At 69.6% G+C, this 14094-nt stretch carries 12 protein-coding genes and 1 pseudogene; 5 read left to right on the top strand and 8 right to left on the bottom strand.

Annotated features, from left to right (window positions below):
* Nucleotides 1–83: 83 nt before the first annotated feature.
* Both QJS31_RS27525 and QJS31_RS27520 read right to left on the bottom strand, forming a co-directional pair.
* Nucleotides 84–671, bottom strand: a complete 588-nt coding sequence (locus QJS31_RS27525; RefSeq protein WP_282786404.1) for a ClpP family protease — start codon at nt 669–671, stop codon at nt 84–86.
* A 70-nt stretch (nt 672–741) separates the two neighbouring features.
* On the bottom strand, nt 742–1344 hold the full coding sequence (locus tag QJS31_RS27520) for a ClpP family protease (RefSeq protein WP_282786406.1): 603 nt from the start codon (nt 1342–1344) through the stop codon (nt 742–744).
* 228 nt (nt 1345–1572) lie between these two features.
* Between QJS31_RS27520 and QJS31_RS27515 the strand changes: the two genes are divergently transcribed.
* Both QJS31_RS27515 and QJS31_RS27510 read left to right on the top strand, forming a co-directional pair.
* The gene (locus tag QJS31_RS27515; RefSeq protein ID WP_039811137.1) at nt 1573–2118 is read left to right on the top strand and encodes a carboxymuconolactone decarboxylase family protein; all 546 of its coding nucleotides are present in this window, start codon (nt 1573–1575) and stop codon (nt 2116–2118) included.
* 80 nt (nt 2119–2198) lie between these two features.
* Complete coding sequence (locus QJS31_RS27510) at nt 2199–2816, top strand: pyridoxamine 5'-phosphate oxidase family protein (protein WP_282777439.1); 618 nt, start codon at nt 2199–2201, stop codon at nt 2814–2816.
* A 415-nt stretch (nt 2817–3231) separates the two neighbouring features.
* On the opposite strand, the gene pepN is transcribed toward QJS31_RS27510, so the two are convergent.
* Entirely contained in the window at nt 3232–5820 is a 2589-nt protein-coding gene (gene pepN / locus QJS31_RS27505) for an aminopeptidase N (protein WP_306358079.1), read from the bottom strand.
* Between the two features lie 87 nt (nt 5821–5907).
* On the opposite strand from pepN, the gene QJS31_RS27500 reads away from it, so the two are divergent.
* Complete coding sequence (locus QJS31_RS27500; protein ID WP_282777434.1) at nt 5908–6774, top strand: phosphoribosylaminoimidazolesuccinocarboxamide synthase; 867 nt, start codon at nt 5908–5910, stop codon at nt 6772–6774.
* Between the two features lie 71 nt (nt 6775–6845).
* On the opposite strand, the gene QJS31_RS27495 is transcribed toward QJS31_RS27500, so the two are convergent.
* On the bottom strand, nt 6846–7529 hold the full coding sequence (locus tag QJS31_RS27495) for an NAD(P)H oxidoreductase (RefSeq protein ID WP_282777432.1): 684 nt from the start codon (nt 7527–7529) through the stop codon (nt 6846–6848).
* A 119-nt stretch (nt 7530–7648) separates the two neighbouring features.
* Here QJS31_RS27495 and QJS31_RS27490 point away from each other — a divergent pair, with 119 nt between their 5' ends.
* On the top strand, nt 7649–8578 hold the full coding sequence (locus QJS31_RS27490; RefSeq protein WP_282777430.1) for an AraC family transcriptional regulator: 930 nt from the start codon (nt 7649–7651) through the stop codon (nt 8576–8578).
* 10 nt (nt 8579–8588) lie between these two features.
* Here QJS31_RS27490 and QJS31_RS27485 read toward each other — a convergent pair whose 3' ends face one another.
* The 3 genes from QJS31_RS27485 to QJS31_RS27475 form a co-directional block, all read right to left on the bottom strand.
* Nucleotides 8589–9920, bottom strand: coding sequence for an RNA polymerase sigma factor (locus QJS31_RS27485; RefSeq protein WP_306358078.1), 1332 nt, complete (start codon nt 9918–9920; stop codon nt 8589–8591).
* A 59-nt stretch (nt 9921–9979) separates the two neighbouring features.
* Entirely contained in the window at nt 9980–10381 is a 402-nt protein-coding gene (locus QJS31_RS27480) for a YciI family protein (RefSeq protein WP_282777426.1), read from the bottom strand.
* 106 nt (nt 10382–10487) lie between these two features.
* Entirely contained in the window at nt 10488–11708 is a 1221-nt protein-coding gene (locus tag QJS31_RS27475) for an NAD(P)/FAD-dependent oxidoreductase (protein WP_306358077.1), read from the bottom strand.
* A gap of 155 nt (nt 11709–11863) precedes the next feature.
* On the opposite strand from QJS31_RS27475, the gene QJS31_RS27470 reads away from it, so the two are divergent.
* Entirely contained in the window at nt 11864–12499 is a 636-nt protein-coding gene (locus QJS31_RS27470) for a DsbA family protein (RefSeq protein WP_306358076.1), read from the top strand.
* Nucleotides 12500–12987: 488 nt separating this feature from the next.
* On the opposite strand, the pseudogene QJS31_RS27465 reads toward QJS31_RS27470, so the two are convergent.
* Nucleotides 12988–13929, bottom strand: a pseudogene (locus QJS31_RS27465) (M48 family metallopeptidase); the annotation flags it as partial.
* Nucleotides 13930–14094: the final 165 nt, after the last annotated feature.

Raw genomic sequence — 14094 nt, 5'->3', positions numbered from 1 at the left:
GGCCGTTGTGTCGTTCCAGGTTGCGGTCCGGCTGCCGGGTCGGGACCGGCCGCGATCCGGCCCCGATCGGCGGCGTGCTCGCACTACTCGCCGCCGAGCACCTGGTCGACCAGGCCGTAGTCCACTGCCGCCGCGGCGGTGAAGACGCGGTCGCGGTCGGTGTCGTGGCGGAGGGACTCGGGGGAGCGGCCGGTGTGCTTGGACAGGACGGATTCGACCTCGGCTCGCATCCGCACCAGCTCGTCGGCCTGGATGATGAGGTCGGGGATGGTGCCGCGGCCCTGGGCCGCGGGCTGGTGCAGGACCACGCGGGCGTGCGGGAGGATGGAGCGGCGGCCGGGTGCGCCGCTGGCGAGCAGGACCGCGCCGACCGCGATGGCCTGGCCCACGCAGGTGGTCACCACGGGTGAGCTGATGTGCTGGATGGTGTCGTAGATGGCGAGCATGGCGGTGAGATCGCCGCCCTCGCAATTGATGTAGAGGTTGATGTCCTGGCCGGGGCTCTCCGCCTCCAGGTGCAGCAGCTGCGCGATGAGCGCGTTGGCCACGCCGGAGTCGATGGGCGTGCCCAGGTAGACGATCCGCTCGGTGAGCAGATGCGAGTACACGTCCATGATCCGCTCACCGCGCGGATGCTGCGCGATGACATTCGGAATCGTGTAGGAGCTCATGCCGTTTCCTTTCCCGCATGATCGGGGCGCTGCGTGGTTACACTTCGCTGCCGCCTTCGCGCCTGACCGCTCATGCGATCCCCACCTTCTGTCGTTGCGGAAGCACCTGGCCGAACGATTCGACGATGCCGTCGATGAATCCGTAGTCGCGGGCCTGCGCGGCGGTGAACCACCGGTCGTGCAGCGAGTCCTCGTAGATCTGGTCGTAGGGCTGCCCGGTGTCCTCGGCGATGAGGCCGAGCACCGTCTGCACGGTGTGCCGCAGATCGTCGGCCTGCACCTCCACCTCCACCGCGCTGCCGCCGATACCGGCGGAGCCCTGGTGCATGAGGATGCGGGCGTGCGGCAGCGCGAAGCGCCGCCCCCGGGTGCCGGAGGAGAGCAGGAATTGCCCTGCGCTGCACGCCAATCCGAGCGCCAGCGTGGAGACCTCGCACGGCACCAGCCGCATGACGTCGCGGATGGCGAGCATGGACGGAACCGATCCGCCCGGCGAGTGGATCCACAGCGCGATCCCGGTGTCGGGGTCCTCGGTGGCCAGTTGCAGCATCTGCGTCATCAGCAGGGTGCCGTTGTCGTCGTCGAGCGCGCCGTCGAGTACCAGGATGCGCTTGGCGAAGAGGCGTTCTCGGGTGTGCCAGTTGAACGTCGGTGTCTGTTCGTCGTGTGCCATGGCTCCACCGTGCCCCGCACGCACCGGCGGTGTCCCGCCGTGCTGCCCTGAGCGGATCTGCTCACAGCAGCGAGCCTCTGACCTGCGACGAAAGAAATCTCGAGAAATTTTCGCGAAGTGGGAATGATCGCGACCGCACTAACCTTCTATATGGCAATGGCCGGTTAGAAAATCGGTCAGGCATCAAGCGAACAGCGCGGAAAGCGCTCTACACGAAGAGGTTTCGTCATGTCCCGTCTGCCCCTGATCCAGCCCGAGTCCGCCACCGGCAAGGCCGCCGACCTGCTCGCGGGCGTACAGCAGGCCCTGGGCGTCACCCCGAACATGACCAAGGCCATGGTCAACAGCCCCGCCGTGCTGGAGGCCTACCTCGGCTTCTCCGGTGCGCTGGGCGGCGGTGCGCTGGCCGCACCCACCCGGGAGCGGATCGCGCTGCTGGTCGCCGAGGAGAACGGTTGTGACTACTGCCTTTCCGCGCACTCCTACATCGGCGCGAATATCGCCAAGCTGACCGCCGAGGAGATCGAGGCCAACCGGCATGGCCGCTCCTCCGACGCCAAGGCCGAGGCGGTGCTGACCTTCGCCGCCGCGGTGGTGCGCTCGCGCGGCGGTGTGGAGGAGGCCGATGTGAAGGCCGCCCGGGCCGCCGGGCTCACCGATGGTGAGATCGTCGAGACCATCGCGAATGTCGCGCTCAACGTATTCACCAACTACCTCAACAAGGCCGTCGAGACCGATATCGACTGGCCGGTGGTGCGCCACCACGAGCACTGAGGCCATCGACCGGCCCGGACCCGCGCGGGGGTCCGGGCCGGTCGGCGTCGCACCCACCCCCGAACACGAAAGTCGATGAGATGACCGGGCATTACGGCCAGATAGCGTTCACCGAGCGCGTTCGCGAGCAGCAGCGCATACACGGCAGCCTGCGCAGTTACGAGCGCATGGCGGCGGTGCCGCCGGTGCCCGACGCGATCGGACCCGACGAGGCCTGGTTCATCGGCGAACGCAGCAGCTTCTACCTGGCGACGGTGAGCGAGACCGGCTGGCCGTACATCCAACATCGCGGCGGCCCACCGGGTTTCCTGAAGGTGGTCGACGCGCACACCCTCGGCTTCGCGGACTTCCGCGGCAACAAGCAGTACATCAGCCGCGGCAATCTCGACCACGACGACCGGGTCTCGCTGTTCCTGATGGATTACGCCGCGCAGACCCGCCTGAAGATCTTCGGCCGCGCGGATGTGGTGGAGGCGGACGATGATCCGCAGCTCATCGCCTCCCTCACCGTGGACGGCTACCCGGCCCGCGTGGAACGAGCCATGCTCATCGACGTCGAAGCCTTCGACTGGAACTGCCGCCAGCACATTCCCCAGCTGTATCCGCGCGACGCCGTCGCGGCGGCGCTGGGGGAGCTGCGCACCCGAATCGAGGAGCTGGAACAGGAGAACGAGCGGCTGCGGCAGGGCGGGAATTGACCTGACCGCCAGCCGGAGTCGTCTACCGCGCAACGCTGTTCGACGGTGCCGATCCGGAAGTTGCGGTGACGCTCGGTGCTGGTCGGCATCACCGCCGCCTTCGGAGTGCACTTCGTGGGCGCACTGCCGGTGCTGGCGCTGTCGCGGCTCGTGGAGTCGGCAGGCGGCGACCGCTTCGGCATCGGCATCCACGCGGTAACGAGCACTGTGCGCGTGATGTGGCGGTGGTGGCGGACGCGTCCCGGCGATCGGTGGTGTCGGTATCCGAACACTGCCAGCGCGATGCGCGTCGGCGTGGGGACCGCTGGGCGGGGCGGATTCGGATTCCGCTCCCGCCCGGCGGCCACGGTCGAGCTGTCCGCTCGGCAGCCGGGCGGAGGCGCTGCGCGACATCACATCGGCAGGCCCGCGTCGCTCACCGCGCGTCGAAAGCCCGTGCGCGCAGCGAGCGTTCGATACCGGCCTTGCCCTCCAGCACCAGGCGGCGCAGGGCGGGCGGGTGGTCACCGGCGAGGAACTTGTCCGCGATGGCGACCGCCTCGTCCGTGATGGCCCAGTGCGGGTACAGGCCGACGACCACGGTCTGCGCCACCTCACTGGAGCGGCGCTCCCACACCGAGGCGACCTCGGCGAAGTAGCGCTCCACGTACGGGGCGAGCAGCTGCGCCTGGCCGACGGGGGAGAAGCCGCCGACGATGGCGCGGGCGGTGATGTTCGGGACGGTGTCGTCGCCCATCACGGTCTCCCAGGCCGACGCCTTGACCGCGGCCTGCGGGCGGGCGGTGGCCGCGGCGGCGGCCTGGCGGCGGCCCGCGGCGGTGGGGTCGCGCTCCAATTCCGCGTCGATGACCGGGGATTCGAGGCCCTCGGCGTCGATCTCACCGGCCGCCGCCAGCGCCTGCACGAGTCGCCAGCGCAGATCGGCGTCCACCGCCAGACCGGGCAGGCCGACGGTGGCCGGGTCGCCGTCGAGCAGTTCGCGCAGCACCTCGGTGTGGTGTGCCGACAGCAGCGCCCCGGTCAGGGCGTTGACGAAGGCCAGTTGGTGATCCGAGCCCGGCTGCGCCTCGCGCGCCAGCTCCAGCAGCCGGTCGGCGAACAGCTGCCAGCCCCGCTCCTGTGCCCAGGCCGGATCGGCGTAGCTGCCCAGCGCGGTGTGCGCCTGCATGAGCAGCCGCTGCACCACCCCGATCTCCGATTCCGCGCCGATGCCCCGCTGCACCAGCGCCACGAAGTCGCGGGCCTTCAGCTCCGCCTGCCGGGTCATCTCCCAGGCCGCCGACCAGCACAGCGTGCGCGGCAGCGGCTCGGCGATATCGGCGATCCGATCCACCACGGTGGCAAGGGATTCCGGATCCAGCCGCAGCGAGCAGTAGGTGAGGTCGTCATCGTTGACCAGCACCAGCCGACCGCGCTCCACGCCGACCAGCTCCGGCACCTCGGTGCGGGCCGCCGGATCGATATCGAGTTCGACGCGCTTGGTGCGCACCAGCTTCCCGTCCCGGTCGTCGTAGACGCCGACGGCGATGCGATGCACGCGCCGCTCACCCGCCCCCGGCTCCGCGCCCTCCTGCACCACCGTGAAAGAGGTGAACTTGCCGTCCTCGACCTGGAATTCGGGCCGCAGGATGTTCAGACCGGTGGTCTTGAGCCACTGCGCGCCCCAGTCGGACAGATCGCGTCCGGACGACTTCTCCAGCGCACCCACCAGATCGTCGAAGGTGGCGTTGCCGTAGGCGTGTTCGGCGAAATAGTCGCGCAGACCCGCCAGGAACGGCTCCCGCCCGACATAGGCCACCAGCTGTTTGAGTACCGATGCGCCCTTGGCGTAGGTGATGCCGTCGAAATTGACCTCCACCGCCGCCAGATCCGGGATATCGGCGGCGATCGGATGCGTGGAGGGCAGCTGATCCTGCCGGTACGCCCAGGACTTCTCCACATTCGCGAAGGTGGTCCAGGCATTGGTGTACTCGGTGGCGTCGGACTGGCACAGCACCGACGCGAAGGTGGCGAAGGACTCGTTGAGCCACAGGTCGTCCCACCACTTCATGGTGACCAGGTCGCCGAACCACATGTGCGCCATCTCGTGCAGCACGGTCTCGCAGCGCCGCTCGTAGGAGGCACGGGTCACCTTGGAGCGGAACACGTAATCCTCGAGGAAGGTGACCGCGCCCGCGTTCTCCATGGCACCGGCATTGAACTCCGGCACGAACAGCTGGTCGTACTTGCCGAAGGCGTAGGGCACCCCGAAGTTGGCGTGATAGAAGCCGAAACCCTGCTTGGTCTCGGTGAAAAGCCGCTCGGCGTCCATGAATTCGGCCAGCGAGGCGCGGCAGTAGATGCCCAGCGGGATGCCGCCGTGCGCATCGGTATAGGTGTCGGTCCACTTGGCGTACGGCCCGGCGATGAGCGCCACCAGATAGGTGCTCATGCGCGGGGTGGTCGCGAAGGTGTGCCGCAGCACCGTGCCGGTCCGCTGGGTGTCCACCACCGCGCCGTTGGAGATGACCTCCCAGTCCCGCGGCGCGGTGACGGTGATGTCGTAGGTGGCCTTGAGGTCGGGCTGGTCGAAGCACGCGAACATGCGCTTGGCGTCGGCGGTCTCGAACTGCGAGTACAGGTACACCTTGTCGTCGGTGGGGTCGACGAAGCGGTGCAGGCCCTCGCCGGTGTGCGAGTACACGCAGTCGGCCTCCACCACCAGTTCGTTGTGCTCGGCGAGGTCGGGCAGTGCGATGCCCCGCTCCTCGTCGTAGTCGCTCACATCCAGCGGGGTGCCGTTGAGCACTGCCGAGCGGACCCCGGCGGCCACGATGTCGATGAAGGTCCGCGCGCCCGGGGTGGCGGTGAACGTCACCGTCGACCGCGAGCCGAAGGTCTCGCCGACGGCGGCGTCGGTACTCGTCGGCTGCCCGGTCAGGTCGAGTTCGACGCGGTAGTTCTCCACCCGGATGGTCGCGGCGCGTTCGATCGCCTGTTCCCGGGTGAGATTCGGTGCGGACAAGGGGACTCCTTCGTCGTTCGCCAGGACTGTGCCGATGCCCAGAATGCCACCTCGGTAGGGTGTCGGTCGGCCCACGTGGACATTCGGATGTCCCGGCGACCCCAGTACGAGGAGGAGTCAGTGAAGCACATCCACGCCGGTAAGGTGCGCGACCTGTACGAGGACGGCGATGAGCTGATCCTGGTCGCCTCCGACCGGGTGTCGGTGTACGACGTGGTGCTGCCCACTCCGATCCCGGAGAAGGGCGCGCTGCTGACCCAGCTGTCGAACTGGTGGTTCCGGTTCTTCGCCGATGTGCCCAACCACCTGATCTCCACGACCGACGTGCCCGCCGAATTCGCGGGCCGCGCGGTGCGGGCCAAGAAGCTGAGCATGGTGAAGGTGGAGTGCATTGCCCGGGGGTATCTGACCGGCTCCGGACTGGCCGAATACCGGCGCACCGGGTCGGTGTCGGGGGTGGCGCTGCCGCCCGGGCTGGTGGAGGGCGACAGGCTGCCCGAGCCCATCTTCACGCCGACCACCAAGGCCGATGAGGGGCACGACGAGTTCATCACCTTCGACGACGTGGTGAACCAGGAGGGCCGGGAGGTCGCGGAGCGGCTGCGCGACCTGACCCTCGCCGTGTACGCGCGCGGTGCCGAGCACGCGGCCTCGCGGGGCGTGATCATCGCCGACACCAAACTCGAATGGGGTTGGGACGGTGATGTTCTCACTCTCGCCGACGAGGTTCTGACCTCCGACTCGTCGCGCTTCTGGCCTGCCGACGGGTACGCCCCCGGCCGCCCCCAGCCCTCCTTCGACAAGCAGTTCGTCCGCGACTGGTCCACCTCCACCGGCTGGAACAAGGAGTACCCGGGCCCGGAGATCCCCGCCGAGATCGTCGCGGCCACGCGGGACAAGTACCGGCAGGCGTACGAACTGATCACCGGCGAGAGCTGGACGGGCGTCAGCTGACCGTCCGCCGCCGGATCCCCGGAATCGGGGCGGACAGTGCCCGGCCGGACGGCGGAAACCGTCGTTCGCGCTCAGGCGGGCACGCGGTCGGCGGCGAGGAATTCCTCCACGTAGTTCGCCGCGCGGCGCTCCAGGGCGTCGTACTGGGCGCGGCGGGCCTCGCCCACGGCGACCTCGCTGATGGCGAGATTGCCGTCGGCGTCCAGGGTCTGGCGGCGCTCCTCGGCGTCGGGGAGCAGGCCGACCTTGGACCAGGAGAAGCCGCAGTAGTAGGCGATACCCGCGCTGAGCTGGGTGTCGAGAGCGGCTTCCATATCCGCCACCATGGGGTCCGCGGCGTCGAGGCCGCCGAGTCCCAGCCACAGGATGCGCTTGCCCGCCAGCCGCGGCTTGCTGCGGCCGTAGGCGAATCCGTAGTTCCAGACGCGGTCGATCCAGCCCTTGAGGATGGCGGGCACGCTCTGCCAGTACACGGGGAACACCGCGACCACGATGTCGGCGTCCAGAATCCGCTGCATATGGCGCTGCGTCTCGGCCGAATAGGGCTTGTCGCGATTGCCCCAGTCAGGCTGGTCCTCGGTGTTCATGCGCGGGTCGAAGCCCTCGGCGTGCAGATCGAGCAGGTCGATGCGGTAACCGTCCGCCTCCAGCTGTGCGGTGGCGCGGCGGGCGATATGCGCGGTGAGCGAATCGGAGCGGTGGTGCGCGATGACGACCAGGGCGGTGCGAGTGGTGTCACTACCGTTGTGCTGCACGGGATCTCTCCTGACTGATGGCTGAATCTCTCTTGCGGTACCACCAGTCAACCGGTGATCTAATGGACGATCCATGGGAGAAACGCTCCGAAGGATAGGAGTTCGTCTACTCTGGTGTCATGGATCCGGTGAGTTCACTCCTGAATGGCATCCGCGCGGAAGGATCGGTGGTCAGCCACGCGGTGCTGGAAGCGCCGTGGACCATTCGCTTCGCCGACCGCGCCCCGCTCACCATGGTCACCGTATTGCGCGGCGGCGGCACCCTGGTGCTCGCCGATGGTAGCGAGACGCGAGTGACCAAGGGCGACACCGCCATTGTGCGCGGCCCCGAGGTCTTCCACCTCGTCGACGACGTCGCCTCGCTGCGGCGCCCGCACGTGGAGTACGAGATCGCCTGCTTCGCAGCGCAAGCCGAATGCGACGCCGAGGAGCTGAGCGGCATCCGCTGGGGCGCGGAAGCCCCCGAGGCGACCGCGCTCATCGTCGGCGCGTACCGTGCCAACGGCCGCCGACACGACCGCCTGCTCCGAGCGCTGCCGCCGGTCCTGGTGGTGCGCGAGGACCCCGAGACCTGCGATTGGATGGAATCCGCCGCCAAGGAGTGCGCCGCGCGCCCCGCCGGTTCCACCGCGATCATGGACCGACTGCTCGACTGGGCGCTGGTCTGCACCCTCTGCACCTGGTTCGACCAGGCGGGAGCGCAAGCGCCCACCCTCTACCGAGGGCTGTCCGACCCCGTGATCGCTCCGGCGCTGCAAGCCATGCACGCCAGCCCCGGCGCTCCCTGGACGGTCGCTTCCCTGGCCGCCCGCGCGGGCGTCTCGCGCGCCCTGTTCGCCAGACGCTTCACCGACCTCATGGGCCGTCCGCCGCTGGGCTATCTCACCGAGTACCGCATGGACGAGGCCGAGGAACTCCTCACCGGCACCGACTTCACCGTCGCCCAGGTCGCCAAGGCCGTCGGCTACGCCGACCCCTTCGGCTTCAGCGCCGCCTTCAAACGCTACCGGGGCATGAGCCCCTCCGCCTTCCGCTCCGCCGCCGCCTGAGACCGCGCGGTCAGGGGGGATCGGTGGCGGTGGCGTCTCGCGCGATACCGCCACCGATCCCCCCTGATCGGCTGTCCACCTCGCGGCGGAGGCGGGCGGCGCGGAGAGTGAGGTAGTCGCGCTCGGGGAGGCTGGTGGTGCGGCGGGCGGCGGTGGTGTAGCAGGCGATGGCGGCGGCCGGGTCGCCCGCCATCTCGTGGAGGTGGCCGCGGACGGCGGCGAGGCGGTGGGTGTCGGTGAGAGTGTCGTCCAGGGGTGCGGCCATGGCTAGCCCGGCCGCCGGGCCGTGCACCATGGCGGTGGCGACCGCGCGGTTGAGGGTCACCACGGGATTGGCGGCGATCGCGTCGAGTGTGTTGTACAGCAGCAGGATTCGGTCCCAGTCGGTGTCCTCGGCACGGCAGGCCTGGGCGTGCAGGGCGGCGATGGCGGCCTGGATCTGATAGGGCCGCCGCAGGCCGCCGCCCACCGCGCGGGTCGCCAGGCGCATGCCCTCGGTGATCATGGCCCGGTCCCAGCGGGTGCGGTCCTGCTCGGCGAGCGGGATGAGTTCCCCGTTCGGACCGCTGCGGGCGGCGCGGCGGGCGTCGGTGAGCAGCATGAGCGCCAGCAGGCCGGTGACCTCGGGGTCGTCGGGCAGCTGTCGGTGGACGGCGCGGGTCAGCCGGATGGCCTCCGCTGCCAGGTCGCCACGGCGCAGGCGCGGCCCCGCCGTCGTGGTGTGGCCCTCGGTGAACATGAGGTAGAGCACGCGCAGGACGGCTCCGAGCCGGTCGTGCCAGTCACTCGTGGCCGGTGCCGAATCGCCGTCGGCGGACATGGCGAAGGGGCGTTCGACGCCGCCGAGCTTCTTCTTGGCCCGGGAGATGCGTTGCGCCATGGTGGCTTCCGGGACCAGGAAGGCACGCGCTATCTCGGCGGTGGTGAGGCCGCCGACCGCGCGCAGGGTGAGAGCGATGGCGCTGGCCGGTGGGAGGGCCGGGTGACAGCACAGGAAGAACAGGAGGAGGCTGTCGTCCTCGGCCGCCCCGGGCACGTCGACCTCGACCGCTGTGGGCACATCCCGGAACGCCGTGGCGCTCTCGCGATGTCGTCGCGCGACCTCGGCGCGCACGGTGTCCACCAGTCGCCGCTGGGCCACCTGGACGAGCCAGCCGCGCGGATTCTCCGGCACGCCGTCGCCCGGCCAGTGCAGGGCCGCCGCGAGCAGCGCCTCCTGCACGGCATCCTCGGCGGCGTCGAAATCCCCGAAGCGGCGCACCAGGATGCCGAGGACCTGCGGCGCGAACTCACGCAGCAGATCCTCGACCTCCGGGTCGGCATACCCCGAAACCCGTTGCACCGAGCGGGGTCGCCCGCGGCTCGCCGGTGGTGTCGGGTTCATGGCGGAGCGGCCCCGGGTCAGGCGTCGGTGGCGGGTGCGCTCATGACCGCCCGCACCTCGATGTACTCGCCGATCGGCTTCCCGCCCGGTCCGGGCGCGGCCGACGCCTTGGCGGCGATCTCGATGGCGCGCTCGGGGCTGTCCACATCCACCAGCCAGTACCCGGCCAGGAATTCCTTGGACTCGGGGAACGGGCCATCGGTCACGACCGGAGCCGAGCGCCCGTCCGAGCTGACGATCCGTGCCTCGTCGGGGCCAGCCAGCCCCTGGCCGTCGACCAGTTCACCGGATGTGGCCAGTTCCTCGCCGAGCGCCTGCTGGAACGCGATGTGCGCCGCGATCTCCTCCGGCGTCCAGTCGGACATGGCGGTGTCGCAGTACGCGGTGGCGGTGTGAGTCTTGAGCAGCATGTACTTCATGGGTCGGCTCCCTGTGTCGGTGCGCCCTCGGTGGGCGCTCTCGTGGGTAGGTCGGAGCCGTGCCCGCGTTCTCGACACACCTCGCCGCAACGTTGTGTGATGGTCGTCACAGTGGTGAGGCCGGGTCGGCGAGACGGTCCGGATCGACCGATTCGCCGCTCAGTATCAACTCTTTGATGCGATCCGTCACGTCCCAGACGTTCACATTCATTCCGGCCAGCACGCGATCGGCGCTGTCGAGCCAGCAGGCGACGAACTCCCGCGCGCCCACATCGCCGCGCACCACCACCCGTGCTTCCTGCCGCGGCGCCACATACCCGGTGTACTCCATACCGAGGTCGTACTGATCGGTAAAGAAGTAGGGCAGCCGGTCGTAGACGGCCGATTTGCCGATCATGGTCTTGGCCGCGACCTCGGGCTGATTGAGGGCGTTCGCCCAGTGCTCCACCCGGACCCGCCGTCCGAGCACGGGATGCTGCTGGTCGGCGATATCGCCGACGGCCACGATATCCGGATCGCCCGTGGCCAGGCTCTCGTCCACCAGCACCCCGCCCTCGGTGGCGAGCCCGGCGTCGGCGGCGAGTTCGATATTCGGGCGCGCGCCCACCGCGACGAGGACGGCATCGGCGTCGATGCGGGTGTCGTCGGCCAACCGCACCCCGGTGGCCTTGCCGTCGGCGGTGAGGATCTCCGCGACCCGCACCTCGGTGCGCAGGTCCACGCCGTGGGCGCGGTGCAGGTCGGCGAAGACCTCGCCCATCTCGGGGCCGAGCACCCCCTTCAGCGTGGTCGACTCGGCTTCCAGCAGCGTGACCTCGACTCCGGCATTGCGGGCGGCCGCGGTGACCTCGAGGCCGATCCAGCCGCCGCCGATCACGGCCAGTCTGCCCGCCGAGCCGAACAGCGACAGCAGCGTGTCGGAATCCTCGATGTGGCGCAGCGTGTGCACGCCCTCGGCATCCATGCCCGGCACCGGCAGCTTGCGCGGGCGGGAGCCGGTGGCCAGCGCCAGCTTGTCGTAGGGGAGTGTCGTACCGTCCGGCAGCGCAACGGTTTTGGTGGTGCGGTCGATGGCGGTGACGGTGGTGCCGAGCATGACCTCGATGTGGTGGTCGCGGTACCACGACGCCGGGTCCACGGTGAAGTCGGGCAGCGACTTCTTACCCAGCAGATGCTCTTTGGACAGCGGCGGCCGCTCGTAGGGCAGATGCTCCTCGGCGCTGATGAGGGTCACCGTGCCGTCGAAATCATTGGCGCGCAGGGCTTCCGCGAGCTTGGCCGCCGCCAGCCCCCCGCCTGCGATGACGAACCTGGATGCTGTGGTCAATGCCGACACCTCCCTGCGACGCGAATGCTGCGGGTGTTTACGACGGGACTTCCTCCGACCCTAACGCGCATCCGTGTGCGCTCGGAGGAAATATCGGCACAATCGCGCATTGTTGCCACTGGTATGGCCGTGCCCGCCCCCCGAAAGGACTTCCCGTGAGCAAGAAGGACACCGTCGACTTCTGGTTCGACCCGCTGTGCCCGTGGTGCTGGATCACCTCCCGCTGGATCCTCGAGGTCGAGCAGGTCCGCGATATCGAGGCACGCTTCCACGTCATGAGTCTGGCGGTGCTCAACGAGGACCGGGAGGATCTGCCCGAGCAGTACCGGGAACTCATGGCCAGCGCCTGGGGTCCGGTCCGCGTCGCCATCGCCGCCGCCCAGGATCACGGCGACAAGATCCTCGCTCCCCTCTACACCGCCATGGGCACCCGCATTCACGACCGGCGCGCCGAGTACGAGCGGGAATCCACCGCGGCGACCCTCGAGGCCGTGATCGCCGACGCGCTCACCGAGGCGGGGCTGCCCGCCGAACTGGCCGCCGCCGCCACCTCCGCCGACCACGACGAGGCCCTGCGTGCCAGCCACCACGCGGGTATGGACAAGGTCGGCAAGGATGTCGGCACCCCCACCATCCACGTCAACGATGTAGCGTTCTTCGGCCCGGTGCTCTCCCGCATCCCGCGCGGTGAGGAGGCGGGCAAGGTCTGGGACGGCGTCGTGGCCCTCGCCTCGTACCCGCACTTCTTCGAACTGAAGCGCACCCGCACCGAGGACCCGGTCTTCGACTGACGGCCCGCCGCCGCGCGCCCGCCCGCCTGCCGAACAGGGCGGGCCGCGCCGAACTGCGCACACCGCACGGCATTGCCGCTGCGGCCGACTACCGGGACAGCGGCAACGCCATGCGGGTGCTCGGGGGCGGCGGGGCGCGTACCGCTGGCCGATCGGCGATCGCACCACGGTAGACGGGTGGCGTGCGGTAGCGCCGCCATCGCGAGCCGGTTGCCGGGTCGCTGTGTGCCGCGTGTCAGGCGGGATGGGCTCGTGCGCTACGGGCTTTCGGTCGGTCGCTGGAATACCGTGGTCGGTCCACCGGGACGGTCTGCGGATGTCGGTGGCAGCGGATAACGACCGGTGGCCGGGTGGCCGGGGGCAGCGGGTGGTTGCGGGTACGCGCCGGAGGCGGGCTGCTGGTCGCCGCGAGCGGTGTGATCGTGCTGGTAATCGCTGGTCGCGGTGCCCTGCGGGTGGCTCGTCGCGGGTGGCGAGGGGTAACCCGTGGTCATCGGTGGCGACCCGTAGCTGCCGGTCGCGGGGAGTGGCGGATAGCCCGTGGCGATCGGCGACGGCCCGTACCCGCCGGTTGGGTAGCCGCCGTACGGCGGGGTCGGGTGACCACCGCCGCCGGGGGTGGCGCCGAGCATCGGGCCGTGGTGGGTCGGTGGGGTGGGGCGGAGGAAGAGCCTGCCGTGGCGGCTGCGGTCGCGCAGCGCCCACATGCGCCAGGTCAGCACCGGGTGGCTGGACATGGCGTTGACGATCCACACCATGAAGCCCTTCTCCCGGGCGGCGCGGTCGGCCATTTCGTCGAAGCCGACCAGTGCGTTGAGGTACTTGCCCGCGGCGAGGGTCTGCATGGCCCCGGGGGCGCCGGTGTGCCGGTTGCAGTAGCCGTGATTGTCGGCGGTGTACTCCTGCGAGCGGATGAGCGAGTTGCCGAGGATCGGCAGGAACGGCACCAGGAACATGCCGAGCTGCCGCCAATAGGACACATGTCCTGCGGCGATATGCCCCACCTCGTGGCCGATGATGAAGGCCAGCCCCTCGGGATCGCGGGCCTTGCCGCCGATTTCGAACAGGTCGCTGTAGACCACCACGAACCGCCGGAATCCGTGCCCGGAGGCGAAGGCGTTGATCGCGCCATTGCCGAGCAGTACGTAGGCGTCCGGCACCTGGGTCATCCCGAACCGGGCGGCCGCCTCCTGCACCATCCGGTACCCCTCGGGGAACTGGGTGGGCGACATCTTCACGGCGTTGAGCCGCATGGTCGCGTAGTTCATGCCACGGCCGAGCCACAGCAGCACCGGCGCGGTCAGCAGGATCAGCACGTACTCGTTGATCGCCCCGACCAGCAGGAACAGAATCGAGAAGAGGTACGCGAAGCTGGTCAGCACCACCACGATCACCAGCAGCGGTATCTCCCAGCTGTGCCGGGCGGGCATGCCGAACGGCGAGAGGCCGCGCGTCCCGTCGTGCGGCGGAACCCGCGGCGGCGAGTACCCGGTCTGCGGGGCCCAACCGGGCGGACCGACCTTGGGATTCCACCCGGCCATCCCGGTGACCGGATTCCACGCGGCCGGGTGCGGGGTGGTCGGCGGTGTCGCGCC

The sequence above is a fragment of the Nocardia sp. CC213A genome (genome assembly GCF_030766805.1).
Taxonomy (GTDB): domain Bacteria; phylum Actinomycetota; class Actinomycetes; order Mycobacteriales; family Mycobacteriaceae; genus Nocardia; species Nocardia otitidiscaviarum.
Note: the sequence above shows the minus strand (reverse complement) of the source record. Positions and strands in the feature narration are given on the sequence as shown.